Genomic DNA, 26,836 nt, shown 5'->3' on the forward strand with positions numbered 1-26,836 from the left:
AAAGAGGGTAGAACATGAAAAAGATACTGCTTGCAGGTACAGTCCTGCTCACCATGGCCAATATGGCGGTCGCCCGCGACATCGTCGTGGCGCAAAGCTCGGATTTGCGCAGTAACAATCCCGGCGTCAACCGTGACGGCAATACCGATGGCGTTATCCTGCACATCGTTGAAGGCCTTGTCGGTTACGCCAACAATGGTGAAGTCAAGCCACTTCTCGCCAAGAGCTTCGAAACCTCCGACGACGGCCTGACCTACACGTTCACTCTTCGCGACGGCGTGAAGTTCCACAATGGCAAAACGCTGACCGCCGAAGACGTGGTGTGGAACTGGAACCGCTATATGGACCCGGCCACCAAATGGACGTGCGTTGGTGATTTCGACGGTAGCCGCATCGTCCACGTTACCGGTGTCAAGGCTGTGGACGCCAACACCGTTACCATGACCCTTGAAAAGCCTTCGGCAGTTTTCCTCGGCCTGATGTCGCGCCCTGAATGCGGTTACACCGGCATGATCTCGCCCGATTCTGTCGCTGATGGCACCTTCAAGGAGCCAATCGGCACCGGTCCCTTCAAGTGGAACGAGTGGAAAAAGGGTGAATATATCCGCCTTGCCAAGTTCGATGATTATGTCTCGCCGGAAAATGACGGCAAGGCAGATGGCATGGTTGGCTCCAAGCGCCCGTTGGCTGACGGCATCAAGTTCATGGTCATTCCGGATGCATCCACGGTTAAAGCCGGCCTGCAGTCTGGCGTTCTGGACACGGCCGAAATCTCGCCGGACCTGATCCCTGAATTCAAGTCGAACGATAAGACACAGCTGATCGTTTCCCCGAACAACGGCAAGAACCTATTCTACATCCAGACCCGTGATCCGGTTTTGAGCAAGCCAGGCGTTCGCCGTGCCATGGCCATGGCGCTTGATCTCGACCAGCTCGTTATGGCCGCTTCGAATGAAACCGGCCATGCCAACGGCTCCATGGTTGCCGAAGACTCCATCTACTACAGCGACGTTCAGAAAAAACGTCCTGCCTACGATCTGGAAGCAGTTAAGAAAGAACTGGCAGAAGCCGGTTACAAGGGCGAGCAGATCAGCATCATCGCCAACAAGCGCGGTAACGTGCCAAGCTTCCCGGCCGCCGTGATGGCGCAAGCCATGATGCAGGCGGCAGGTCTTAACGTTCAGATCGAAGTTCTCGATTATGCAACACAGGTGGATCGTCGTCGTTCCGGCAACTACCAGGTCATTTCGCAGTCGGTAGCGCCACGTCTCGACCCGGCACTGATGTACAGCTTCTATGTCGGTGACAAGGACAAGAACGCATCGCTGATGTGGGACAATCCAAAGGCCATCGAACTGATGAACGCCGCCTATGTCGAAACCGACCAGACCAAGCGTCAGGCGATTTTCGATGAATTCCATGAGCTGATGCTGGCCGAAATGCCCGGCATTTTCCTCTACGACATGATCGATGTCTGGGGCGCAACCGCCAAGCTTCGCGGTGAGCCAGTATGGCAGTCGAATGCCCGCCTTTGGGAAGTATCGATCGCGGATTGATCCGCACCTTCAGGACGTCAGCGATGAGCTGATGTCCTGAACAACTCAACTACAAAAACAGACGCAATGGCGGGCGTTAGTCCGCCATCCAGACTTCTTTTGCCTGAAATTCCACCCCTGCCCTGAGGATACGACATGCCTGATACCGCTTCACTTGCCGCGTTGAACGCCAATATTGATGGCCTTTCATCCGGGTTTACGGCTCTCAGTGACAGCATCTGGGATTTTGCAGAACTGAAATTCCATGAGCACCGCTCAGCCGAGCTATTGATCGACATGCTGAAAGAGCATGAGTTCTCGGTCACGACAGGTGTCGCCGGTATGGAAACTGCATTCATTGGCGAATATGGCAGTGGCAAACCGGTTATCGCATTCCTCGGTGAATATGATGCGCTGGCAGATATGAGCCAGGTCGCGGGTGTTGACGAACAACAGGTCACGGAGACGGGCGCAACCGGCCATGGATGCGGCCACAATCTCTTGGGCAGTGGCTCACTGCTTGCAGCCATTTCCCTTGCAAAACACCTGGCAGAAAACAACATTCCTGGAACGGTGCGCTATTACGGTTGCCCAGGCGAAGAAGGCGGATCCGGCAAGACCTTCATGGCGCGGGCCGGTCTGTTTGACGATGTAGATGCCGCCTTAACCTGGCATCCAGCACCGTTCAACGGCGTGCGGTCAACGAACAATCTCGCCGTTCTCGAATATTATTATCGTTTTAAAGGCGTTGCCGCCCACGCCTCCAATGCTGCCCATCTTGGTCGTTCAGCACTTGATGCGGTGGAACTGATGAACGTCGGTGTCAACTTCCTGCGCGAACACATGCCACAGGATTGCCGCGTCCATTACGCCATTACCGATACCGGCGGCAAAGCGGCCAATGTCGTACAGGCCCGTGCCGAAGTTCTTTATCTCGTTCGTGCGCCTGAAATGTCGCAAGCGCTTGCCCTTGCCGAGCGGGTCAACAAGGTGGCGAAAGGCGCTGCGATGATGACGGAAACCGAAGTCGAGATCGTCTTCGATTCAGCCTCAACAAATCTCCTGCCCAATCTGACGCTTGAACACGCAATCCATGACAATCTGACCGCTCTCGGTCCGGTTCCATTCGACGAAGCGGACGTTGCCTTTGCACAGAAGATTCAAGCCACTTTCTCAGACGAGGCAATCAAGAGCAGCATTCGGCTTTATCAGATCAAGGACGACGTTTTCCTCAATCACAAGGTGGATGGCACACAACCTTTGCACCTCGGACTTCGGTCTTTCGAGGGGCAGTCGCACTTCCGCGCAGGGTCAACCGATGTGGGCGATGTCAGCCGTGTCACGCCAACCGCGCAGTGCTGGGCACCGGCCTGGGCAATCGGCACAAATCCGCACACATGGCAGGTCGTGGCGCAAGGGCGCAGTCCCGGTGCACACAAGGCGATGATCCATGCCGCCAGAGCGATGGCTGCAACCGGACTTGATCTGCTTGTTTCGCCGGAATTACTGGCCAGAGCAAAGGCTGAGTGGGAAGAAAAAATGGACGGGCAGCCCTATGTCTGCCCGATCCCGCCGGATGTCCATCCTGCCATCGACTGATGGCAGCCTATCCATGCGTCATGGTTGCCCCGCAGAAAGGGCAACCATGAGTGTTCGTTCAGCGCTTGTACTTGCCGATCAGGGCTTCCATCATGCCCATTTCTTCCGTTGTCAGATCCTGCAATGGAGAGCGAACCGGGCCTGCATCAAAGCCCTGCAATCGCACGCCTGCCTTGACGGCTGCAACGGCATACCCCTTGGCACGGTTACGGATCGCCATGAACGGATAGAAGAAGTCGATAAGGATCTTCTCGCACGTCGCACGTTCACCTGCACGCAGTGCCTTGTAGAACTCCACTGCGAGACCCGGAACGAAGTTGAAAACCGCCGACGAATAGGTGGTAAAGCCTGCAGCCAGATAGGCCTCCGCAAAAAGCTCCGCTGTCGGCATGCCCCCGAGATAGGTCAGTCGGTCACCCATCTTCGCGGTGATCTGGCGCACCAGGCCAATGTCGCCCGTCCCATCCTTGAAACCGACAAGGTTCGGGCATTCATCGCAAAGTCGCGCCAGCGTATCAGCGTGCAGGACCGAATTGTCGCGATTATAGACCATCACCCCCATGCCGGTTGCCTGGCAGACCGCCTTGATATGGCGATAGAGGCCTTCCTGCGGCGCATCGATCAGATAATGAGGCAAAAGCAGAATGCCATCAGCACCGACCTTCTCTACCGACTTGGCAATGGAAATGGCGATTTCAGTGCCGTAACCGCAGCCCGAAACGATTGGTGTTGTGCCGGCCGCTTCCTTTGCGACCCGAACAATCTCCGGGATTTCCTCCGGTGTCAGCGAAAAGAACTCGCCTGTACCGCCGGCAGCAAACAAGGTCGCCGCCTCAAACCCAGACAGCCAGTTGACGTGTTCGGCGTAGCTTTTTGCATTGAACTTGCCTTCGCCATCGAAATGCGTAACCGGGAAGGACAACAGTCCCGCCCCTAGAACATGCTTCAGATCTTCGGTCTTCATGGATGTAACCCTCCTGTTGTCGAGGTGCGGTTGTCCGTCACCTCTGTCTACTCGTGAATGGGTGGAATGATGGTTCAGGCCTTTAGAGAGCCGACCATTTGAGCCAAACGATCACAGGCACTTTCCAATTCCTGATTGGATGCGGCGATCGACAGGCGAATAAAACCGGGTGCACCGAATGCAGCACCGGGAACGCTGGAAAGGCCAAACTGCTGCAGTAGACAGGCGGCAAAGTCGGTATCGTCAGCAATGACATCCCCGCCGCTCGTCTTGCGACCCAGCAGGCTTTGTACTCCGATAAATGCGTAAAATGCGCCATCGGGAGGAATGAAGTCGATGCCATCGATCTTCGCCAGACGTTCCGCCATGAGACGGGCACGGCTGGCAAAAATCTGTGCACCATCAGTTACAAAGGTCTGATTGCCGGTCAGGGCTGCAAGCGCAGCCTCTTGTGCAATTGACGAAACGCAGGAGACGCTTTGCGACTGCATCTTGTTGAGCGCCGAGATCAACGACTTTGGCCCTGCCGCATATCCAAGACGCCAACCGGTCATGGCATAGGCCTTTGACACACCATTGACGACCAAAGTGCGATCACGCAATTGCGGACAGGCACTAACAAACGAGACGAAAGGTTTGTCCTGCAGAAGAACATGTTCGTAAATCTCGTCGGAGACCACAAGAATATCCGGGTGGCGGATAAGCACCTCTGCGAGCAACTGGTATTCAGCGGCGGAATAGATTGCTCCGGTCGGATTGGAAGGGGAATTCAACATCAGCCAGCGGGTCTTTGGCGTGATGGCGGCTTCCAGCTTACCGACCGATACCTTGAAACCATCTTCAGGGCCGCAGTTGACGTAAACCGGCTTGCCGCCATGCAGGGCAACGATATCGCCGTACGACACCCAGCAGGGTGTTGGAATAATGACTTCGTCACCCGGTTCGAGTGTCGCCAGAAATGCGTCGAACAGGATCTGTTTTGCACCATTGGCAATCATCACCTCGTCGGCCGAGTAATCCAGCCCGTTCTCGGTCTTGAATTTTTGTACAATCGCCTTGCGCAGGCTTTCCATGCCAGCTGGCGCGCCATAGCGTATGCCACCTTTCAAAACAGCTGCGACAGCCGCTTTGGTGACATGCTCCGGCGGTTCGAAATCCGGCTCTCCCAATGAGAGATCAATGATGTCGCGACCTTCCGCCGCCAGCTTTTTTGCAGCCATTGCAATCGCCATGCTCGGGGACGATTTGATGCTTGCTGCGCGCCCGTTTTCGAAACTCATTTCCGACTTCCTTGACCTTATCTTTGAGCCAGAAACCGGGCGAGGCTGAACCTCTCGCCCGGTTTCTACGGGAGGGTTATTGGGCAATCACATAGTCGAAGTCAGTGTCGCGCTTCGCGGCATCGGCGTCGCGCTTCTCGACTGGACCGTAACCGCCGCCACCCGGTAGCTGCAGGATCAACCGCCGACCGGCAGGCACATGCTGACGACCCTTGGTGGCAAGACGTGTTCCGTCGTCGAGAAGAACGGCGCCGGCTGCACCATTTTCACCGCCTTCACGACCCCGTGGCGGATGATCGACGCGGTCAAACATCGCGTTGAAGTGCATTTCATGTCCATCGGTCGGGGATATCTCGACAACCTGGCCGAGGCCACCACGGAACTGGCCGGCACCGCCGGAACCATCCCGCAATTCCTTGCGCCAGAAGATAACCGGACCAACATGCTCGGTCGCCTCGATCGACATAGAATGGACACCACTTGGGAAGGCGGTGGCGCTCAGACCATCCAATGTCGAGCGGGCGCCAGCACCACCACTGTTGAACAACAGGACTTCGGCGCGCTGGCCGCCGTCGGCTGGTGCATGCTCACCCTGCAATGGCCGTACGCTGACATGCAGGTTCCACAGGGCGCCCGCACCTTCTGCCGGAACCTGCCCCGGCAGCATCTTGTGAACCGCACCGAGTACGGCGTCCGGTACCAGGTGGCCGAGAACGTGGCGAACGGATACTGGCGCCGGGTGCTGAGCGTTCAGAATGCAGTTGGTCGGTGCCGTCATGCGGAATGGCAGCAGCGAAGCGTGATTGTTGGGGATTTCAGGCGCAATCGAGCATTTCATGCCATAGCAGGCATAGGCTGCCGAATAGATGATCGGGCAATTGATACCCTTTGGGCTGGGCGGTGATGTGCCCTCGAAATCCGCAAGAATATGATCATCTGCAACGTCAAGACGCACGGCAATGTCGATTGGCGAGCCGTAACCGTCGACACGCATGACGTTGGAATAAGAGCCCTTCGGCAATGCTGCGATACGTTCGATCGTCGCATCGTAGCTGCGCTTGAAGATGAATTCGCCAAGCGTCTCCAGATCATCGAGCTCAAACTCTTCCATCATGTCCATCAGACGGCGATGGCCGATTTCGTTGCAGGCTGCCAGCGAATACACGTCACCCACAACCTGATGGCTTTCACGCACATTGTTGTGCAGGATGTTGACCAGATCCTTGTTGACTTTGCCACGTTCGGCAAATTTCATGATCGGTACGAAGATACCTTCCTCGTAAACTTCGTTGGCATCTGGTCCAAAACCACGGCCGCCAACGTCCACAACGTGGGCGGTACAGGCGAAGTAACCCACCAGGGCGCCATTGCGGAAGCTCGGCGACACGACGGTGAAGTCGTGCAGGTGGCCCGTCCCCTTCCAGGGATCATTGGTGATGTAAACATCACCTTCGAAAATATTTTCGGGGCCAATATCGCGGATGAAGTGACCAACCGCCTCGGCCATGGCGTTGACGTGGCCGGGCGTACCGGTCACGGCCTGGGCAATCATCTTGCCGCCACGGTTGAACACTCCGGCAGACAGGTCGCCCGATTCACGCACACTGGTGCTGAAAGCGGTACGAATAAGGGTGACAGCCTGTTCTTCAACGACGGAGATCAGACGGTTCCACATGATCTGCATGTGGACTTCGGAAAGTGCATTGGTTTTCATGGGTAATCCTCCGTTCAAGCGCTTTGCTTGACGCGTACGAGCAGGCATCCGTCAGCTTGCATGATGACTTCGCGGCTTGCGGTGATAATGGTCGAGGTTTCGCGTTCGGTGATGACGGCAGGTCCTGAGACCCAGTCGCCGGCCTTCATGTCGCTGCGCGACACAATCGAGGCTTTCTGGAAGCTGCCTTCCTGCACATCGAAGATGTCACGCACACCGCTGGTTTTGGCGCTGTCAGCCTTTTCAGTCTTGCCAATACGGCCGGGAGGCGTGACTTTTGACGTTGCACGCAGAGACCAGCTAACGATCTCGACATCCAGACCATCAATGACACGTCCGAAGAACTGTTCGTATTGTTCATCAAACAGGTCACGGAACAGCTTATCGTCAGTGTCGGCATAATCACGGACGTCGATGGTGACAGGCACTTCCCATCCTTGACCGACGTAACGCATGTAGGCCGTGCATTCGAGTGCCGGATCGGCATCTGGAGCTCCGGAACGAACGAAGGACGTGGCTTCGGCAATCAGGTCGGAGATGGTCTGATTGATCGCCTTGGCCTCAAATCGGCTGAGACGGCTGTAAGCACTGCGAACGGATTCGAAACCGAAAGGCGCACGCAGGAAGCCGATAGCCGAACCAACACCGGCACCAGGCGGGATCAGTAGATCCGACATGCCGAGCTTTTCACACAACCGTGCCGCATGAATTGGTGCTGCACCACCAAAGGCAATCATGGTGAACTCGGACAATTCCTTGCCGTTTTCCACCGCATGCATACGCGCGGCATTGCTCATGTTCTCATCAACAACTTCGCTGAGACCGTAAGCAGCCGTTGCGATGTCCGTTTCAAGTTTGGAGGCAATGTCGGTGTCCATGGCCTTGTCGGAGGCCGGGCGATCAAGCTTCATGGCGCCACCGGCAAATTCATCCGGGTCAAGACGACCAAGGATAAGGTCGGCGTCGGTTACCGTCGGGTTGGCACCGCCACGACCGTAGCAGGCAGGGCCCGGTTCGGAACCCGCACTGTGCGGCCCAACACGGATCTGGCGCATACTGTCGATGGTCGCGATAGAGCCACCACCGGCTCCGATTTCGACCATTTCGATAACCGGAATGGAAATCGGCATGCCGCTGCCCTTCTTGAAGCGCCATGTACGGGCGACTTCAAAGGTTTTCGATGTTTTTGGTGTCTGTTTTTCAATCAGGCAAATCTTGGCGGTCGTACCGCCCATGTCGTAGGACAGAACCTGATCGAGACCATAGCTGCTGGCAATATGGGCTGCAAAAATCGCGCCACCGGCCGGTCCGGATTCAAGCAAGCGCACTGGGAATTCAACGGCACTTTCGACGCTTATGATACCGCCACCGGAATGGATCATGAAGACCGGGCAACGGGTGCCTTCTTCGGTCAACCGGCCGACAAGACGGTTAAGGTAGGACGCCATCAGCGGCTTGACGAAAGCATTTGCGCAAACCGTGTTGAAACGCTGGAATTCGCGCATCTGCGGCGAGACCTCAGACGAGATCGACACCGAAATATCCGGCTTTTTGGCAAGTAGGCGTTCGCGAACGACCTTTTCATGCGCGCCATTCAGATAGGAGTGGATGAAACCGATCGCGACGCTCTCGTAACCAGCTGCAATGATGCGGTCACACAGCGCGTCCACTTCGGCTATATCCAGTGCCTTGAGCACCGAGCCATCTGCACCGATACGTTCATCGATGACAAAACGTTCGTTTCTTGGCACGAGCGGCGCCGGCAGAACAATATTGAGATCATATTGTTCGAAACGGCTTTCGGTGCGCATTTCGATGACGTCTCGGAAACCCTTGGTGGTGATGAAGGCCGTGCGCGCACCACGTCGTTCAATCAGCGCGTTGGTCGCAAGCGTCGTGCCGTGGATGATCGTATCGATCTCGGAAAGCTCGACACCCGCCACCTCCGCTACCTGTCGGATACCCTTGACGATCGCGTTTTCGGGATAAGAATAATCGGTCAACACTTTGATCGAATGGAGCGTGATGCCTACCTCCATCGCAACGTCGGTGAAGGTGCCACCGATATCGACACCGACCCTGATCTGCTTGCCATCTTTCGCCATTTTATAACTCATGCTCCGTAAGCGAGCTGCTGGTTGTGCCGGGCGCTGGACGTTCAATTTTCGACATGCGTCCGCCGTTCCCCCACCCACACAATCAGGTGGAGGCCAAAAGCTCTTGAATTGTTGATATTGAGGTGTTCTGCGCGGCGGCCCCAGCGGCCGCGCAGAAATTCAGCGTTACTGTTTGCCGGTGAAATCGACACCCGGCAGGGTCGTCGGCAACTTGGCCCGATCAACCCCGATCCATTTTTTGTAGGCGGCATCCAGCGTGCCGTCTGCCGTGTGGCGTGTGACAAAGTCAGTCAGGTAATCCAGCAATTCCTGATCGCCCTTGCGCACTGCCATGCCCTGGAAATTGTCTGCAACCTTGTACTTGCGGTCGAATTGCGCATCGTAACCGGCCTGCTTGATGACAATGCCGTATGTCACGCTGCCAAGAATGGCATCGACCTGGCCAGAAAGCAGCGCCTGCACAGTTGTTGCGTCATCGTCAAAACGTTTGATCTGGGTGTCTGGCGGCGCAACCTTGACCAGCAGTGGTTCAAAAGCGCTGCCGCGGTTAACGCCGATCACGAACTTGCCGAGATCTTCGTTCGCCTTGATGTCAGCGTCTTTCTTGCCCCAGACCGTGATGTCATTCGACGAGTAAGGAATGACATACTGGATGACCTTGGCGCGTTCCTCGGTAATCGTCATCGACGGCACCAGGAAGTCGACATTGCCGTTGACCAGCAGCGGAATACGGTTCTGGCCGGTGATGCGCTCGAATTTCACCTCAACACCAAGTTCCTTGGCAATCATGTTGGCAATCTCGATATCGAAGCCGTCGTTCTGACCCTTTGGATCAATAAAGCCCCAGGGGAACTGGTCCATCTGTACGCCAATGGTCGCGGTGCCTTTGGCCTTGATTTCTTCCGGCGTCACAGCCAGTGCCGACGTCGCAAAAGAGGTCGCGGCAAGAAGGACGGCAGTCAATCCGCCGAGGGCTTTGGAACGCGAAAGAGTGAATGCTGTATTGAACATAGTGTCACCTCTGGTTGGTTTTTGTCATGCGTTCTTGTGTTACCGAGCGGCGTTCAGGCGCCTTTCGATCCGTGCACTGCAATAGGTCAGTGGTATGCAGATGAAGAAGTAGATGAGTGCAACAGCCCCATAGACCTGCAGCGGTTGAAACGTGATGTTGGCCATTAGCTGTCCGGAGCGGGTAAGCTCTGTCAGGCCGAGAAGTGCGGCAAGCGCTGTACCCTTGATCAGATTGACCAGGAAGCTGATGGTGGCTGGCAGGCCGATGCGGAATGCCTGCGGCAGTACAATATCGACCATGCGGTGTACGTAACCAATACCAAGCGCACGTGCCGCCTCGCTCTGCCCATCAGGAACCGCCTGAATGCTGCCGCGCCAGATTTCACCGAGAAAGGCGCTGGTGTGAAGCGAAAGACCAATGGTCAGCGCCACCCAGACATCCACCTTGATGCCGACCAGCGGCAGGCCGAAATACACGAAGAACAGTTGCACGAGCAGCGGCGTACCCTGGAATATCTGGATATAGGTCGCCATCAAAATACGCAGCCATTTCCATTTGCTGGTACGTCCAAGTGCGACTGCCAGTCCGAGCGCGCCTCCGGCTGTGAAGGCAAGAAGCGACAGGACTACCGTCCAACGCGCGCCTTCCAGCAAGAACAGGAACTCTCCCCAACCAAATTGACGGATCATCGCACTGCCTCACTTTACCGGATAGGAGAAATACACTCGGCCAATGGCGCCGAGAGCGATGGAAAAGAACTGCGAAAGCGCAAGATAAATGGCACCGAGGGTGAGATAGATCTCGAAGCTGCGGAAAGTCTGCGAATCCAGCGTCTGGGCGAAATAGGTCAGTTCTTCCGCCGACACCGATGACATCAGACTGGAGTTCAGCATCATCAGGATAAACTGGCTGCACAGCGCCGGATAAACAGCACGGATGGCAGGCCGAAACACCACGAAGCGGTAAATGTCCACCGTGTGCAAACCAAGCGCCCTGCCCGCCTCGATCTGGCCAGGACGAATGGACTGCACACCGCCGCGAACAATCTCCGCCGCATAGGCTGCACAGTTCAGTGTCATGGCAAGGATCGCCGCCTGCTCTCCGCTCAATCGGATGCCAAGTGCTGGCATTCCGAAAAACACAAAGAACACCTGCACCAGAATTGGCGTGTTGCGGATCAGTTCGATGTAGCCAATGGCGATGGTGCGCAGCACGGGCGTCTTACTCATCCGCATGGACATAAAGACGATGCCAAGGCTCAAACCGAACACCATCGACAAAGACGACATCTTCAATGTGCCGATGATGCCGTCCGCGAGCATCGGCCAGGCGGCAAATACGGGGGTAAAGTCAAATGTGTAATTCATCGGTCACCCCTCAATGGTTGAGGATTTGGCTGAGGAACGTTCTGGTACGCTCATGGGCCGGATTGCTGAAGAAGGTGTCCGGTTTGGCGCTTTCGATGATCTCTCCGCGGTCCATGAAAATCACCCGATGGGCAACGGCCCGCGCAAACCCCATTTCATGGGTCACGCAGATCATGGTGATGCCGTCATCGGCCAGCGATACCATCGTATCGAGCACTTCCTTGACCATTTCCGGGTCAAGAGCAGACGTCGGCTCATCAAAAAGCATGATCTTGGGGTCCATACACAGTGCCCGTGCAATGGCGACACGCTGTTGTTGTCCGCCGGAAAGCTGGGCCGGAAATTTTTTGGCCTGTTCGGCAATATGAACCCGCTCCAGATGACGCATTGCCTTGTCTCTCGCCTCGGCTACAGGCGTTTTACGAACCCGACGCTGTGCCAGCATGCAGTTTTCAAGAACGGTCAGATGTGGAAACAGGTTGAACTGCTGGAACACCATGCCGACATCACGGCGGATATGGTCTGCGTTGTTACCTTTCTGGCTGAGTTCGGTACCATTAACGGCAATCTTGCCCTGCTGGATTTCCTCAAGGTGGTTGATACAGCGGATCAAGGTCGACTTTCCCGACCCAGAGGGGCCACACAGAACGATATGTTCGCCCCGCGCGACATTGAGGTCGATGCCCTTCAGCACCTGGAGTGTGCCATACCACTTGTTGACGCCGGTCATCTCTATGGCTTTTTCCGACATGCTGGTCCCGTTCATGGCCAGTTCCCCTTTTTGTTGTCAGGCGTTAGGTGCGATTTCAAATATGGCATCAATCTCGACAGATGATCCGCGCGGCAGCGATCCCGCACCAAGTGCGGTGCGGACATGACGGCCCTTGTCTCCAAATATCTCGACAAGGAGATCGGAAGCACCATCAACGACGGCTGGATGCCCTTTGAAATCGGGTGGCGCATTGACGAAACCGCGCAACTGGACACAGGCAACCACGCGGTCTAGATCGCCGTCGAGGGCAGCGTTGACACGCGCTATGACATTGAGTGCGCAAAGCCGGGCGGCCTGATAACCGTCGCCGGGCGAAATATCCTGACCGACAACACCGACAAAATGCTCGACGCCATCTATTCTGGGTATCTGACCCGAAACGAACAGCAGATTTCCCGCCAGTCGGTGCGAAATGTAATTACCTGAAGCCGGGGCAATCGACGGCAATACGATGCCCAGCTCTGTGAGACGTGCGGAGACGGCACCCATAGCAGCTTTCCATTTTAATTTTTGAACGCGCAGTGTGCGCGGACCACGTTCCCGGAGCCAATCGCCAACCGTCTTGTTACATCTGACTGGTCGTAAGCTCACTTTTTCTGAGGGAGAGCATTATTGAAATAGTATCTCTTGTCAACAACAAACAAAGAGGTACTACCTCTTGAAAATTAAATCCATTCAATATCTCTAACCTCATGTTTATAAATCTCTTTACTGGTGTTATCTCACCTCGACATTTTCTGACACTGTGCGTCAATACAAAATTTTTTTTAAAATAAACGCCGAAATAGCGCCCAGATATACCGTACTTCCATCACCTCAACCTCAGAGTGCGCACACTTAAAACGCGAAAATCGACCAAAGAGGTAGCATCACTTGGCCAAGTAGTGATACCTTGTCGACAGAAATGAGATTTTACCGCAAAACATAAGCGATACAGGAACTGCGAACTTTGGATACTCTGACGGGCCGAACCATACAGGCGTTGAAAACCCACATAAGCGAAAGCCAGTTTGAAAGTGGTTTCAAGCTGGGTTCACTCAATGATTTATCACAGCTGTTCGGCGTCAGTAGAACAGTCATCCGTGAAGCCGTGTCGGCGTTGCGATCCGACGGCGTGGTGGAATCACGGCACGGGGTTGGCGTCTTTGTCCGGCAAGCGCCCCGAGCGGCTGAGAGCGAACCGGATACATTTGATGCAGACGTAGCGCTCGCTCCATTTGCGCGCCTGAAAACTTCATTCATGGATCTCCTGGAATTAAGAATGGCCTTCGAGGTTCACGCAGCCGGCCTAGCCGCCACCCGTCGCTCATGGGCGCAGGAATCGAACATCTGGAATGCCGCGCGCCAATTCGAAGCTTCGCTGGAAGATGAAAGCGCACTCGACCATCTCGATTTCATTTTCCATCGCTCGATTGCCGAAGCGACGAATAACGGCGCCTTTATCGAATTTTTCAGTCTGATGAGCCTGCAAATCCTACCGCAGCCAGCCTTTTCGAGACAACTCAATCCTGCACTGATTACCCCGGATTACATTCAAAACACCGTTGTTGAACACCGCGCCATCTGCGAGGCAATCAGCTCTGGTATTTCGGAAAACGCGCGAGAAGCCATGCGCGCCCATCTGAACCGCAGCCATTTGCGCTATCGCGGCTTTTCAGATGGCACCACCTCGCCGCTCAGCAATGTCGCGCGGGAAGACTGATTAAAGCGCAGGCTCTCTGTTAACGACCCATAGCTGGCGATGGGGCTATGACCGACATGCGATTGGAATGGCCTAGCGCATGGCCAAGGCTGCCTGCCGATGAAAGACGTCGGCAGCATCGGAAATTCCTTGAAGGGAATTTCTGTCAATGTGCACAACCCGCCATCAACTAGCCTTTTGACCTGCACACGAGCTGTGACCTTCCATTCACGCTTCACCACGCGCTCAATTGCAAAGAAATTCTCATTGTCGTCGGGATATTAGATTATATTACCTATAAATTTGATAGATTTTAATTACATAAGGTGAACGGGATCAGTATCCGTTTCCAGACACTCCGAAATCGGAAAATAATTACTTGTTTTCATACAGTTATGCAAACTGATGGCGAGTGAGAAAAGCTTCATCGTCGGCGATGCATGGGCGTGAGTTGGAACACAGAACCGATTCCGGGCGTACCAGTTCACTTTTTTGATGCAGACCAGCAGTGCAGGCAAACAGATGACCCAGCGGGAAATCCACCTCAACCTTTTTATGCGGTTACAGGGCAATCATTTGTCCGGATGGCGGCACCCTAAAAACCGTATCAATGAAATTCTCGACATTGATTATTACATTGAGATCGCCCGCAAGGTTGAGGCAGCCAAATTCGATTCCCTGTTCATTGCCGACGGTCTCTCGATCATCAATCACCCTTGGAAAGGGTTGAGCTGGCTATTTGAGCCTTTGACACTTCTGTCGGCGCTGGCGGTCTCCACAAAACATATTGGTCTAATCGCCACGGCATCGACAACCTATTCGGACCCATTCAGCGTGGCTCGCGCATTCGCAAGCCTCGACCACATTTCGAAAGGTCGTGCGGCCTGGAACATTGTCACGACATTTCATCCGGAATCAGCCGCAAACTTCGGAGACCGCCCGATCCCCGAACATGCGACGCGGTACGATCGTGCTGCAGAATTTGTCGATGTGGTGCGAAAGCTGTGGGACAGCTGGGAAGCAGACGCTCTCGTCAGGAACAAGGTTCAGGGAACACTGGTCGATTATGACAAGGTTCACGCCATTGATCACAAGGGGCCGTATTTTGATGTACGGGGCCCGCTGACCAGCCCCCGACCACCACAGGGCCACCCTCTGCTCGTTCAGGCTGGCGCATCAGCCAGCGGCCAGAAATTTGCCGGCGCTTATGCGGATGCGATTTATGCACCGGGCGACGACTTCGACCAAACGCTGGCGTTTACCAAACAGATCAGGGAAGCAACAGAACGTTCCGGACGGCCGCGTAACGCTATCTCCGTTCTGGCAGCCCTTTGCCCCGTACTGGCAGACACTGAGCAGGCAGCCAAAAGCATCGCGCAAGAGCTGCATGAACTGTCAACAGTCGATCACGTCTATGGGTCGATGCGCAGTTGGTTTGGACTGGAACTGTCTGAGGTTGGACCCGATGAACCCATCCCGCATGAGCTTTTGCCAGAGCCGGATCAGGTTCAGGGCTTAAGAAGCCGCTACGAACAAATCCTGCGTTTGATCAAGGACAAGAACTACACGCTGCGCGACATTGCCAAACATCTCGAAGGCAGCAATGACGGCGGTTATTACGTCGGCACGCCCGAGCAACTGGCTGACCGCCTGGGCCACTGGTGGGAAACGGGTGCTGTCGACGGCTTCAACTTGTCCCTGCCCTATTACGACGAACCACTCGACATCTTCATCAATGAGGTTCTGCCGATCCTGCAAAAACGCGGGCAGTTCCGTACAGACTATGCAGCCGGAACGCTGCGTGACCGTTTCAGAGGTTGAATACAATGAGCCAGATTATCACCGATGTGCAGATTGAAGGTGCGACAACCCATATTCCGGGCCGCTTTCTGATAGGCAATGACAGCTTCCAGATCGTGACCGACGCAACCGCTGGCAAAGGTGGTCGCGGACAGGCAGCAGGCACCTCGCACCTGATTGGTGGCGCACTCGTCACCTGTGCATTGAATGTTTTCAGAGGCGCAATTGAGCCTGATCTGCCCGCATTTCGTAATGTGCATATTGATGCCCGTTTCCAGCGGGTCGAGGGCCAGACAAACCTCGGCTCGCTCCATCTCGACGTCGCGATCGAAGGTATCGATCAGACAGAAGCCGACCGCCTACGCCAGCTCTACCTCGACAATTGCTCGATCTATCAGGCGCTGAGCGCAACGAAGGCGCTCGACATTACCGTTTCCTCCCGCCCCCAATAATCTCCCAACGCAGGGTAAAATCCATGACCCACACGCTTTCACGTCGTCATTTTCTAGGTGCTGCAGGCGCCTCCGCCGCCGCATTGACACTGGCCGGTAAATCCAGCGTTTTCGCCGCCGACAATGTTCAGATCCAGCAACAAGTCTGGACAGGCGCTCAGGAAATCGTACCGCAAAAGGTTGCAAGCGCATTTCAGGCTGCCAATCCCGGCGTCACCATCACCGTTGCACCGGGCTCATCCAATGCGGTACTCAACACCATTGTAGCCGCCCGCAAGGCAGGCAGCCCTCCACCGATCAATGTCGGTTTCTTCAACCTCGAAAACACCGCACGTGGCCTCGCCGAAGATGCATGGGTCGCGCTCAATGCTGCCGAGGTAAAGAACCTGGACAATATCCACGACGACTTTCGCCTGCCAAACGACGTCGGAGCATTCCCCTGGATTGATCTAGGCGGCATCATCTACAATGCCGAAAAGGTCAAGGAACCACCGAAGTCCTGGAAAGACCTGTTCGACCCTAAGTATCACGGACGTGTCGCGACTTTCGATGGCTTCTGGACAGGCAATGGCGTGCTTGCAACCGCCTATGCCAATGGCGGAAGCATTGATGACATTGAACCTGCGCTGAAGATTTACGAAGAAGCCGCCAAGTCCGGCCACATCCATTCGCTCTTCAACTCCAACGCTCAGATCCAGCAGCTTCTGGCAAGTGGCGAAGTCTGGATTGCACCGCACTTCCGCGGTATTGTCCTGCCTTGGATCGAGGAAGGCGCACCATTCGGTTATGCGATCCCGGAAGAAGGGCAGATTCTGTTCCCTGAAGGTTTCCAGCTGTTGAACGGCAGCACAGATGATCAGCTGCGCGTTGGCCGCAACCTGATCAATGAGAGCCTGACGCGCGAGAACATCATCGACTATGCGGTCACTGCCTCAGTTGTACCTGTCCTGAAAGACAATAGCGGCCTGCCGGAAGAACTTGCCAATGATCCGGCCGTCTCCAGCGAGCAACTCGCCAAGGCCCTGCGACTGGATTATGCGAAGATAGCCGCAAACCATGCGGGCTGGCTCGACCAGTGGAACCGCCGCGTGAAAGCGAACCTGTCGTGACGGCAGGAGCCATCGACATACGCCTGAGCAATGTCGGCAAAAAGTTTGGCGACCAGACCGTCGTTGAACCTTTGAACCTCGATATCCGGCAGGGAGAGTTTTTCTCCCTGCTGGGCCCATCGGGATGCGGCAAGACCACGACACTTCGCATGATCGCTGGTCTGGAAGCACCGACAGAAGGTGAAATCACCATCCGCGGCAAGTCGGTCATCGGTGTTCCCGTGGAGCGCCGGCCGACCAATATGGTGTTCCAGAAGCTTGCCCTTTTTCCCCATTTGAGTGTTTTTGATAACATCGCCTTCGGGCTGAAGCTCAAACGCACTTCAAAACATGAAATACGCAACCGCGTCTCTGTCATTCTGGAAACCGTGAAGCTTGAGGGATATGGACAGCGCGCCATTTCCCAATTGTCAGGTGGCCAGCAACAGCGTGTGGCTATCGCCCGTGCGCTGGTCAATGATCCTGCGGTGTTGCTGCTTGATGAACCTTTGGGCGCTCTGGACCTGCAGCTGCAATTGCACATGCAGCAGGAACTGGTTCGCATTCAACGCGCGTCCGGCACCACCTTTGTGTACGTCACTCACAATCAACAGGAAGCACTTGCGATGTCTGACCGCGTCGCTGTGATGAATGCCGGACGTTTTGAACAGGTTGATACACCACTGGCGCTTTTTCACCGCCCTGCCTCAGAATTTGTTGCCCGCTTCATGGGGCAAACCAATGTTATGAGCGGCGAAGTGACAGCCAAAAACGGCAATGAAGCACACGTTTCGGCGCAAGGGCTGACTTTCGTGCTGATCGGCCAGGAAACACTGTCCGTCGGTGACAAGGTGCTGCTTTCCATTCGCCCTGAACGGTTACATCTCGCCACACAACAAGACGCCAAACTCAGCCTTCCACTGTTGCGCACTTTGTTTCAGGGAACGACGGTTCTCTACACATTCGGCCTGCCCGGTGGCGACGAGCTGAACGTTTCGGCACTTGCCCCCTCAGGTGCACTGCCCGAAGCCGGTCAACAGGTTGGTCTGCGCTGGGAAAATGACGCCGCAATCTTGCTCAATCGCTCGCCGGCCGAGACATCATCGAAATGACCCTTCGAAAGCGCTCACCTTGGCTGCTGCTGATCTCACCGGTCGTTGTGCTGGTGGCACTGCCGTTTATCGCCAGTCTGGCGTTGGTCATCGGCTTTGGCTTCTCCGGCAGGCAAGCTGTCGGGCTGGAAGTCTGGGCACGGTTCATCACCGACCCGTTTTCGTGGAAGGTCATCTGGACCACGCTGTGGTTGGCAGCCCGTGTGACATTTTTCTGCCTTCTCATCGGTTATCCGGTTGCCTTTGCACTCAACAACCTGAAATCACCGCTCACCCGCGGCATTGCCTTCACCGTTCTTTTCACACCTCTGTTGATGAGTGTGATTGTGCGGGCCTATGGCTGGATCGTTCTGCTCTCCAGCCAAGGGCTGGTGAACTCCGTACTTGGTATTGCTGGCCTCGGCCCGTTTCGGCTGATGCTGAATGATTTTGGCGCGCTGATTGCCATGGTGCATGTTATGTTGCCATTTGCGGTTCTGCCGCTGTTAAGTTCCATCAATCAGTTGCCACCCAGTGGCATCGAAGCTGCGAGAGATCTGGGGGCGAACCCCGTGCAGGTATTGCTGCGTGTCATCTTCCCATTGACGCTGCCCGGCATTCTCTCGGCGATCGAGATCGTGTTTGCGCTTGCCGCCTCGGCCTTCGTCACACCTTCCATTTTGGGCGGTGGACGTGTGCTGACCCTGCCGCGCCTGATCTATGACAATATCGGCAGTCTCGACTGGGCACTGGCCGCGGTTCAAAGTCTCACCTTGCTTGGTATCACCGTTCTTGTTCTTTTCGGCCTTCGTCGCCTCGGACGGTTGTTCCGTTATGAAGGAGCGACCCGTTGAAACGCACCATTCTCAATATCATTCTCGGCGCAACTCTGGTCTTCATGGCCGCGCCTATTATTGTCGTGATCATCAATGCATTTAATGTCAGCGCCTATAATGCCTGGCCGCCACCCGGCCTGACTTCGGCGTGGTTTCAAAAGGCGCTTGCCAATCAGGGCTTTATCACCGGCCTGTGGCGTTCTCTGGCGGTTGCGATACTCGCAACCCTCGTCATCGTGATGATCGGCATACCCGCTGCCTACGCCATTTCGCGGTTCCGTTTCCGGGGGCGCGAAGTCCTTCGCTCCGTACTGCTTGCGCCGCTCGTCGTGCCACGGGTGGTGTTGGGTTTTGGTCTGTTCATCCTGTTTGTCACGACACGCTCGCAACTGTTCGGCACTCTACCGGGCATCGCGCTTGCGCATGTCATTCTTGTGGTCCCATTTGTGGTGATCATTTTCCTCGCCGCTCTTGAAGATGTCGATCCCAAACTGGAAGAAGCGGCCCGCGATCTGGGCGCCGGCCCGGTTCGTGCGTTCTTTCTCGTGACCCTGCCGCAAATGCGCGTGGCGTTGCTGTCCGCATCGTTCTTCTGCTTCATCACATCCTTTGACGAGGTTGAAACAACGCTATTTGTGGTTCAGCCCTCGGTTAAGACACTTCCCGTTGCGCTCTATCATTACCTTGAATTCCAGCAGGACCCGACAATCGCTGCTGTCTCCAGCCTGATGATTGCCGTCACATTTGTGTTCATCCTGCTCGGCCTGTTCCTGACGAACGGGCAATTCTGGAAAAAGATCTTCGGCAACTCATAAGCCGCTTTCCCATGAGAACGGACAGAGCTGCCGATCGTCCAGCCGTCGGCAGGTCTGTTTTTTGGGGTGATTACCAGGTTGGAACCAGAATGGCGCGCGGCTCCAAAAACTCATCCAGACCATAAGCGCCAATTTCGCGACCAATGCCCGATTGCTTGAAGCCGCCGAACGGCGCGTGAGGATCATGCGGTGCACCGTTGATGATGACCCGGCCGGCGATCAACCGGTCAGCAACAGCCAGCGCGCGGGTTGTGTCGGCAGAAAGCACATAGGCCTGCAAGCCATAATCGGAATCATTGGCGATCTCGATTGCTTCGTCGTCATCGCAGTAAGTGATGACGCTCAGAACAGGCCCGAATATCTCTTCGCGGGCGATCCTCATGTCGTTCGTCACATCGGTAAAGATTGTCGGGCGAACAAACCACCCTCTACTGATCCCGTCCGGGCGTCCCTCGCCACCGGTCAAAACAGTCGCACCTTCCTGCTTGCCGAGTTCGATATAGGATTGGATACGCTGCCATTGCCGTTCATTGACTAGCGGCCCGATCCTGACATCCGGATCACCGGGATTGCCAACCTTCAGCTTCTCTGTCTCGCTCTTCAATTGTGCCAGTATCTCGTCACGACGCGAAAGCGGGATCAATATCCTGGTTCCGGCAACACAGGCTTGTCCGCTATTGGCAAAGCCGCTCATCAGGGCAACCGGTATCGCTCTATCCAGATCGGCATCGTCAAGCACGATTGTCGGCCCCTTGCCGCCTAGCTCCAGAACAACCCGTTTCATCGTCTCAATGGCCGCACGCTGGATGATTTTTGCAGCAGCAGTGGAGCCGGTAAAGCTGACAGAAGCAACATCAGGATGTGTGGTCAGTTCTGCTCCTACAACCGGACCGAGGCCGTTTACAACATTCAGCACACCAGCCGGCAGATCTGCGGCATGCAGGCATTCCAGCAATATCTGGGTCTGGATAGCGCTCTGTTCGGCAGGTTTGATCACGACGGTGGAACCTGAACCAATGGCGTGGGCCAGCTTCGTGGCAATGAAACCAAAGTTGCTGTTCCATGGGGTTATGGCTGCCATGACACCCAGTGGCAGCATTTTAACGGCGCTGGAACCGGCCTGCCTGTCAAAGGTATAGTTCTCGACCGTTTCGGCCATGACATCGAAGATTGATGCGGTGTTCTGCACGGAAAAGCCGGTGAAGTAGGCGGGTGCACCGTATTCATCGGTCATGGCCGCGGTCAGGTCGTCCGTCCGGGCCCGAACCGCCGCACTCAAACGATGCAACATGGCAATACGATCTGCTTTGCTCGTGCGTGACATCGCTGGGAGAGCCCGCTTGGCGGCAGCGATAGCGGCACGCGTGTCATCTGCATTGCCAAGCCTCACTGTTCCGATTTTTTCCTCGGTTGCTGGGTTGAATAGCTCCAATTTGTCAGTGCCTTCAGGCGTAATGAATTGACCGTTGATGTAAATCTTGTCGATGTCTCGCATGTCTTGGCCTCCTTGGCTGTTGACAGAAATATGCGTCGAGGTCATCGATCTTATTAGATACACAATAAGACACGGGCTGATGAGGAACATTGCGCAATGACCAAAGCAAGTCTCGCCGAACTTGAAGCGGTTGCTGTCGTTGCTCGGAGGGGCGGTTTTCGGGCAGCGGCGCGGGAACTTGGCGTATCCTCGTCAGGCCTTAGTCACGCAGTTGCGGGTCTTGAAGAGCGTATGGGTGTTCGCCTGTTCAACCGCACCACCCGCAGCGTGGTGCTGACCGCAGCCGGCGAGCGGTTCATCGAGACAATTGCCCCGGCATTAGCTGCAATTGAAGGTGCGCTTGAAAATGCCGGAGAGCATGTGGCAGAACCGTCAGGTTTGTTGCGGCTGAACATGGCACTGGGTGCCGCGCGGTTCATTCTCCAGCCTCTGGTGCTCGAATATCTCAAACGGTTTCAGCGCATGCATGTCGAGATCGTCACGGATTCGGAACTGGTGGATGTCATCGCCAACGGATGTGACGCTGGCATCCGGTTGGAAGATCGCGTGCCACCAGATATGATCGCGGTACCCATCATTCCTGACATGCGCGAGGTCGTCGTCGCTTCGCCGGATTATTTTAAACAGCGCAGCATACCTCTTCATCCCAAGGACCTGCTGACGCACGAATGCATTCGCGCCCGCATGGCAAGCGGTCGCATTTATCGCTGGGAATTTTCCAAGGAGAATGAACGCCATGCGCTCGATGTACCTGGACGAATGGTACTGGATGAAAGTGGCTTGATGCTTGACGCCGCGCTCAGCGGTGCAGGTATTGCCTATCTGTCGGAACGCGCGATCTCACCCCATCTGGACAGCGGCGATCTGCAGATCGTTCTTAGCGATTGGACACCGTCCACGCCCGCTCTCTGCCTTTATTACCCGGGCCGTCGGCACGTTCCGCAAAAGCTGCGGGCATTTATAGACCTTGCACGTGAGTACTCACGCAAAGGCAGCCTCACGACATCGGCATCTCTTGGTCGCGGTTAAATGCAGCGTCTCTTGGCCCACCGGTAAGAGACGCCTTCTTTCTTGTGTTCAATAGGCCATGGCAAGGCTGAACAGACCTGCAAGCGCTGAAGGCTCTGTCGAGGCAATGTCATAGATGCACGGTGCGGCAAACACCGACGCCACAACAGCCAGAATAACGATCTTTCGCATGTTGCCCTCCCGTCAAATCAGCTTGAGCTCTACGTTGATATTACCGCGTGTTGCCTTGGAATAGGGGCAATTCTGATGCGCCTCCTCAACGAGCGCACGCGCCAGTTCAGCCTCCAGGCCAGGCAGGCTGATATTGAGACGTGCCTGCAGAAAATAGGCATCACCGGTCATCCCGAGATCAACCTCGGCATCGACAGCCGTTCCCTCGGGAAGACGCAACTTGCGCTTGGCCGCAGCCAGCCCCATTGCTCCGATAAAGCAGGCCGACCAGCCAGCTGCGAACAGTTGCTCCGGATTGGTGCCGGGTTTTGAGGTTCCTGGTGGCGACAGCTTCACATCAAGCTGTGCATCATCGCTACGGGCAAATCCATCGCGACCACCTGTGGTGTGGGTCTTGCCTGTATAGAGAACCTTTTCAATCTGGGTCATGGAAACACTCCTTTGTTGCTGACAAGGCGTGTTTTGACGGATCGACGTATCTTGCGTGTTTCAGAAAACCATTGAAATGTAAGCTATTGTAGGGCCTAGAGCGCGAGATACTTTGACGTACAATTCAAAGGCTTTATTCAATGATCGAAGCGCTCAGTCGAGCGTGAGTTCCGCAACCAATCCGCCACCATCACGATTGTACAAACGCACCGAACCACCAATTGCCGCTGAAAGCTGCTGGGCGATCGCCAGACCAAGCCCCGTCCCGCCAGTCTCGCGATTGCGGGATTGCTCCAATCGGAAGAACGGCTGCATGGCAGCCTCCAGCATATTCTCGGGAATACCCGGGCCACGATCGAGAACGCTGATAACCGTTTGCCCCTGATTGCCCTGCGTCACGCAGATTTCGGCAGCCCCGGAAAACTTGATCGCATTGTCGATGAAATTTGTGAGTATCCGCCGCAACGCATGCGGTTTGGTCGCCACCGTACCTTTGACAAGATCGATGACGCGGACTGCCTTGCCGGTGTCCTGATAATCGTAGGCGATGCTGTCGATGAACGAAGAAAGATCGATCCGCGACAGCTTTTCAGCATTGCCATGCGAACTGCGTGCATAGGCAATACCGTCCTGCACCAGTCGTTCGATTTCACTGAGATCACCGACCAGCTTGTCTTTTTCAGGCGTATCGTCCGCCATTTCGGCCCGCAGGCGCATCCGGGTAATCGGCGTTTGCAGATCGTGCGAAATCGCCGCCAGAATTTGCACGCGTTCTTCCAGATGGTGGGCAATCCGATCCCGCATGGCGTTAAAGGCACGCCCTGCCCGTGCGACTTCAGCAGGGCCTGTCTCGCTCATCGGCGCGCCTTCTTTGCCGGGATCCACCGCATCGGCAGCGGCCGCGAGATCCGCAAGCGGACGGATCGCCTGACGCACAGCTAACCACGTGCACAGTATCAGCAATGCCATCTGGATGGCGAACACATAAGGAAGCCAGCTGGCTATCGGCATGACACCGCGCGGCGTGACATCGATCGTCAGCTGGGAGCCATCAGACAGGACGACATGCCCCTGCAGCCGTTTGTCATCACCGGGAATTGCCTCAACCTTAAGCGGAAACCGGTGGCCGGCCGCCTCTTCGATCCGCTCGGCGATTTCTGCAGCACGGCCTGACATGTCTGGTATACCGGCAAGACCCCGCCCCAGCACGAGACGGTAGTTTCCGCGGCTGAGCCGGTCAATCCATTGTGGTCTCTCATCCGCTGGTAAGCGGTCTATAACGGCGATAGACGTCGCCAGATCGCTTTCCAGCGTGCCGAGCATCACCGCCTTGGCCGACATGTAGCGTTCTATGAAGAGAATGCTGAAAGAAAGACTGTAGGCGATCGCCAGACCGGCAAACAGAATGATGAAAAGCCTTGATCGCAACGTACCAGGCCACCAGCCTTGGCGGTCAGCCCCGTTTTTTGCAGCATCGATTTTGCCAACGCTGGTCATGTCCTGGTTTCCGAAATCTCGACCGGGACGGAAAAGACATAGCCTTCCGCCCGGACGGTCTTGATGTAGGTTGGCTCACGCGCATCATCACCCAATCTCTGCCGCAACCGGCTGACGAGAAGATCGATCGAACGGTCAAACAGTTCGGCATCGCGACCTTGTGTCAGGTTCAGCAGTTGATCGCGATTGAGCACCCGCTGCGGGTGATCGATAAATACCCTCAGCAAACGGTATTCCGCACCGCTGAGCGCAATTTCCGTTCCTTCTCCGTCAAGCAAATGGCGGCCGACCGTATCCAGACGCCAGTTACCAAAGGTCAACAGACGCCCTGCTTCGCTGATTTGCAGATTTGGCGGCAACATTCGTGTCCGGCGCAAAACCGCTTTGATGCGGGCAAGAAGTTCACGCGCAGCAAACGGTTTGGGCAGATAGTCATCTGCCCCCATTTCCAACCCGATGATCCGGTCCATCTCGTCATCGCGCGCAGTCAGCATCAACACCGGTGTCGCCTTGTGTTTGCCAGCCCGCAGTTCACGACACAGAACAAGCCCGTCGTCGCCCGGCATCATGACATCGAGCACGATCAGATCGACGGTGTTGTTATCGAGAAATGTCCGCATCTGCCGCCCGTCAGCGGCCACCGTTGTGCGCAATCCGTTCTTTATCAGATAGCTCGAAACCAGTTCGCGGATGTCACGGTCGTCATCGACGACCAGAATGTGGTCTATGTGTTCCATGAATGTCTTCAACGTCTTGGGGCTGGCACGCGGTGCTATACCGCATGCGTAATCTACTCTGACAAGAAAAGATATTGGCTCCTAAAACTTGCCAATGTCGAGAACCGCCTGCGCAAATGCCTGTGGTGCTTCCTGCGGCAGGTTATGGCCTATGCCACCAGTGATATTGCGGTGTTCATACCTGCCGGAAAATCTCGCGGCATATGCCGATGGGTCAGGATGGGGCGCACCGTTGGCATCACCTTCCATGGTGATGGTCGGGACGGTGATAACAGGCAGTTTGGCAAGCCGCTGCTCATAGGCATCGTACTGTGCTTCACCCTCCACCAGTCCCAGCCGCCAGCGATAGTTATGGATGGTGATATCAACATGATCAGGATTGTCGAAAGCCGGGCTTGAGCGATCAAAAGTCGCATCGTCAAACGCCCATGTTGGAGACGCTGTCTTCCAGATCAGCCGCACGAAATCACGGGTGTTGGCCGCATAACCGGCGCGACCCCGTTCTGTCGCAAAATAAAACTGATACCACCATGATAGTTCGGCCGCAGGCGCTAGCGGCTTCTTGTTGATATCCTGACTGCCAATGAGATAGCCGCTGACAGACACCAGCCCCTTGCAGCGTTCAGGCCAGAGGGCCGCCATGATATCAGCGGTGCGCGCACCCCAGTCGTAACCGGCAACAATTGCCGTCTCGATATCAAGTGCATCCAGAAGTGCAATCATATCCACAGCGAGAGCCGATTGCTGGCCGTTGCGCGGTGTATCGCCGGAAAGGAACCGGGTTGTCCCGTATCCACGCAAGTAAGGTACAATCACCCGGTAGCCCGCCGATGCCAGAATTGGCGCGACATCGACATAGCTGTAGATGTCATAGGGCCATCCATGCAGCAGTAAAACCGCGGGACCGTCAGCGGGACCTGCCTCCGCGTAACCGACACTGAGAACGCCAGCATCAATCTGCTTCAAGGCCGCAAATTCTGTATGGCCATCCGCCTTTGTTGCGGCACTCATCGCCGTCTGCGGCGGTGCGACTGCGGCTTCAGCCTTTGCCAGGGCGGGAACGCCGAGCTCGACGGCAGCGGCAGCCATTGCGGCGACACCGAAAAAGTGACGGCGATTGAGATTGATTTCGTTGCTCATGAGCTTTCTCCGATTTGCATAATCACGATCAAGAGAAAGCCCGTGCCATGTATCTCCGGTGTGTCGTTGACGACCGAAATTGCATGAGCATGTAGCTTTTAGGCTCCCAGATACAATTCGATACATTTTGCAGGGCGACCGGACACATGCGGGATACGTCGTGACGACCACATTGGCGTCATCGCTGGTTTTACGATCATCACATCACACCAGCT

The 26,836-nt window shown here is 55.6% G+C and carries 25 protein-coding genes; 10 read left to right on the top strand and 15 right to left on the bottom strand.

Translation table 11 applies throughout. From position 1 onward, the window contains the following. Window positions 1-14: 14 nt before the first annotated feature. A complete protein-coding gene (locus tag PYL13_RS18505; protein WP_275643175.1) occupies window positions 15-1,556 on the top strand; it encodes an ABC transporter substrate-binding protein in 1,542 nt (513 codons plus the stop codon). A 135-nt stretch (window positions 1,557-1,691) separates the two neighbouring features. Next, complete coding sequence (locus tag PYL13_RS18510) at window positions 1,692-3,134, top strand: M20 family metallopeptidase (RefSeq protein WP_250984574.1); 1,443 nt, start codon at window positions 1,692-1,694, stop codon at window positions 3,132-3,134. Window positions 3,135-3,192: 58 nt separating this feature from the next. Here the strand turns inward: PYL13_RS18510 and kdgD are convergent, their stop codons facing one another. From kdgD to PYL13_RS18555, 9 genes are all read right to left on the bottom strand, one after another. Beyond that, window positions 3,193-4,098 (bottom strand): 5-dehydro-4-deoxyglucarate dehydratase, encoded by a 906-nt coding sequence (kdgD, locus tag PYL13_RS18515; RefSeq protein ID WP_275643176.1) that lies wholly within the window; start codon window positions 4,096-4,098, stop codon window positions 3,193-3,195. A gap of 74 nt (window positions 4,099-4,172) precedes the next feature. Beyond that, window positions 4,173-5,378 (bottom strand): pyridoxal phosphate-dependent aminotransferase, encoded by a 1,206-nt coding sequence (locus PYL13_RS18520; RefSeq protein WP_275643177.1) that lies wholly within the window; start codon window positions 5,376-5,378, stop codon window positions 4,173-4,175. Between the two features lie 76 nt (window positions 5,379-5,454). After that, window positions 5,455-7,092 (bottom strand): hydantoinase B/oxoprolinase family protein, encoded by a 1,638-nt coding sequence (locus PYL13_RS18525; protein WP_275643178.1) that lies wholly within the window; start codon window positions 7,090-7,092, stop codon window positions 5,455-5,457. 14 nt (window positions 7,093-7,106) lie between these two features. Continuing rightward, window positions 7,107-9,197 (bottom strand): hydantoinase/oxoprolinase family protein, encoded by a 2,091-nt coding sequence (locus PYL13_RS18530; RefSeq protein WP_275643179.1) that lies wholly within the window; start codon window positions 9,195-9,197, stop codon window positions 7,107-7,109. 177 nt (window positions 9,198-9,374) lie between these two features. Further along, on the bottom strand, window positions 9,375-10,220 hold the full coding sequence (locus PYL13_RS18535) for a transporter substrate-binding domain-containing protein (protein ID WP_192489667.1): 846 nt from the start codon (window positions 10,218-10,220) through the stop codon (window positions 9,375-9,377). Window positions 10,221-10,259: 39 nt separating this feature from the next. Next, window positions 10,260-10,910 (bottom strand): amino acid ABC transporter permease, encoded by a 651-nt coding sequence (locus PYL13_RS18540; RefSeq protein ID WP_060725904.1) that lies wholly within the window; start codon window positions 10,908-10,910, stop codon window positions 10,260-10,262. A gap of 9 nt (window positions 10,911-10,919) precedes the next feature. Further along, entirely contained in the window at window positions 10,920-11,588 is a 669-nt protein-coding gene (locus tag PYL13_RS18545; RefSeq protein WP_192489668.1) for an amino acid ABC transporter permease, read from the bottom strand. Window positions 11,589-11,598: 10 nt separating this feature from the next. Beyond that, window positions 11,599-12,354 (bottom strand): amino acid ABC transporter ATP-binding protein, encoded by a 756-nt coding sequence (locus tag PYL13_RS18550; RefSeq protein ID WP_174014749.1) that lies wholly within the window; start codon window positions 12,352-12,354, stop codon window positions 11,599-11,601. A 21-nt stretch (window positions 12,355-12,375) separates the two neighbouring features. Further along, window positions 12,376-12,849, bottom strand: coding sequence for a RidA family protein (locus PYL13_RS18555; protein WP_275643180.1), 474 nt, complete (start codon window positions 12,847-12,849; stop codon window positions 12,376-12,378). A 460-nt stretch (window positions 12,850-13,309) separates the two neighbouring features. On the opposite strand from PYL13_RS18555, the gene PYL13_RS18560 reads away from it, so the two are divergent. The 7 genes from PYL13_RS18560 (at window position 13,310) to PYL13_RS18590 (ending at window position 20,123) form a co-directional block, all read left to right on the top strand. Beyond that, the gene (locus tag PYL13_RS18560) at window positions 13,310-14,062 is read left to right on the top strand and encodes a FadR/GntR family transcriptional regulator (protein ID WP_275643181.1); all 753 of its coding nucleotides are present in this window, start codon (window positions 13,310-13,312) and stop codon (window positions 14,060-14,062) included. Between the two features lie 501 nt (window positions 14,063-14,563). After that, on the top strand, window positions 14,564-15,862 hold the full coding sequence (locus PYL13_RS18565; RefSeq protein WP_275643182.1) for an LLM class flavin-dependent oxidoreductase: 1,299 nt from the start codon (window positions 14,564-14,566) through the stop codon (window positions 15,860-15,862). Window positions 15,863-15,867: 5 nt separating this feature from the next. Continuing rightward, window positions 15,868-16,293 carry an OsmC family protein gene (locus tag PYL13_RS18570; RefSeq protein WP_275643183.1) on the top strand — a complete coding sequence of 142 codons (426 nt, stop codon included), beginning with the start codon at window positions 15,868-15,870 and terminating at the stop codon, window positions 16,291-16,293. A gap of 23 nt (window positions 16,294-16,316) precedes the next feature. Beyond that, a complete protein-coding gene (locus tag PYL13_RS18575) occupies window positions 16,317-17,402 on the top strand; it encodes an ABC transporter substrate-binding protein (protein WP_192489673.1) in 1,086 nt (361 codons plus the stop codon). Then, a complete protein-coding gene (locus tag PYL13_RS18580) occupies window positions 17,369-18,493 on the top strand; it encodes an ABC transporter ATP-binding protein (RefSeq protein WP_275643184.1) in 1,125 nt (374 codons plus the stop codon). Before PYL13_RS18575 ends, PYL13_RS18580 begins: the two co-directional genes overlap by 34 nt. Beyond that, window positions 18,490-19,326 carry an ABC transporter permease gene (locus tag PYL13_RS18585; RefSeq protein WP_275643185.1) on the top strand — a complete coding sequence of 279 codons (837 nt, stop codon included), beginning with the start codon at window positions 18,490-18,492 and terminating at the stop codon, window positions 19,324-19,326. The genes PYL13_RS18580 and PYL13_RS18585 overlap by 4 nt, the downstream gene beginning before the upstream one ends. Next, a complete protein-coding gene (locus tag PYL13_RS18590) occupies window positions 19,323-20,123 on the top strand; it encodes an ABC transporter permease (RefSeq protein ID WP_275643186.1) in 801 nt (266 codons plus the stop codon). Before PYL13_RS18585 ends, PYL13_RS18590 begins: the two co-directional genes overlap by 4 nt. Window positions 20,124-20,193: 70 nt before the next feature. Here the strand turns inward: PYL13_RS18590 and PYL13_RS18595 are convergent, their stop codons facing one another. Then, window positions 20,194-21,618: an aldehyde dehydrogenase family protein gene (locus tag PYL13_RS18595; RefSeq protein ID WP_275643187.1), complete on the bottom strand. Its 1,425-nt coding sequence runs from the start codon at window positions 21,616-21,618 to the stop codon at window positions 20,194-20,196. A 96-nt stretch (window positions 21,619-21,714) separates the two neighbouring features. On the opposite strand from PYL13_RS18595, the gene PYL13_RS18600 reads away from it, so the two are divergent. After that, window positions 21,715-22,647, top strand: a complete 933-nt coding sequence (locus PYL13_RS18600; protein WP_275643188.1) for a LysR family transcriptional regulator — start codon at window positions 21,715-21,717, stop codon at window positions 22,645-22,647. A gap of 48 nt (window positions 22,648-22,695) precedes the next feature. Here the strand turns inward: PYL13_RS18600 and PYL13_RS18605 are convergent, their stop codons facing one another. The 5 genes from PYL13_RS18605 to PYL13_RS18625 form a co-directional block, all read right to left on the bottom strand. Then, window positions 22,696-22,818 carry a hypothetical protein gene (locus PYL13_RS18605; protein WP_275643189.1) on the bottom strand — a complete coding sequence of 41 codons (123 nt, stop codon included), beginning with the start codon at window positions 22,816-22,818 and terminating at the stop codon, window positions 22,696-22,698. A gap of 12 nt (window positions 22,819-22,830) precedes the next feature. After that, window positions 22,831-23,247: an organic hydroperoxide resistance protein gene (locus PYL13_RS18610; RefSeq protein WP_275643190.1), complete on the bottom strand. Its 417-nt coding sequence runs from the start codon at window positions 23,245-23,247 to the stop codon at window positions 22,831-22,833. 153 nt (window positions 23,248-23,400) lie between these two features. After that, a complete protein-coding gene (locus tag PYL13_RS18615; protein ID WP_275643191.1) occupies window positions 23,401-24,744 on the bottom strand; it encodes an ATP-binding protein in 1,344 nt (447 codons plus the stop codon). Continuing rightward, a complete protein-coding gene (locus tag PYL13_RS18620; protein WP_275643192.1) occupies window positions 24,741-25,481 on the bottom strand; it encodes a response regulator in 741 nt (246 codons plus the stop codon). The genes PYL13_RS18615 and PYL13_RS18620 overlap by 4 nt, the downstream gene beginning before the upstream one ends. Before the next feature lie 81 nt (window positions 25,482-25,562). Beyond that, entirely contained in the window at window positions 25,563-26,621 is a 1,059-nt protein-coding gene (locus PYL13_RS18625) for an alpha/beta fold hydrolase (RefSeq protein WP_259148834.1), read from the bottom strand. Between the last annotated feature and the right edge of the window lie 215 nt (window positions 26,622-26,836).

Origin of the sequence: Agrobacterium sp. Azo12, assembly GCF_029193765.2 — a bacterium.
GTDB lineage: Bacteria > Pseudomonadota > Alphaproteobacteria > Rhizobiales > Rhizobiaceae > Agrobacterium.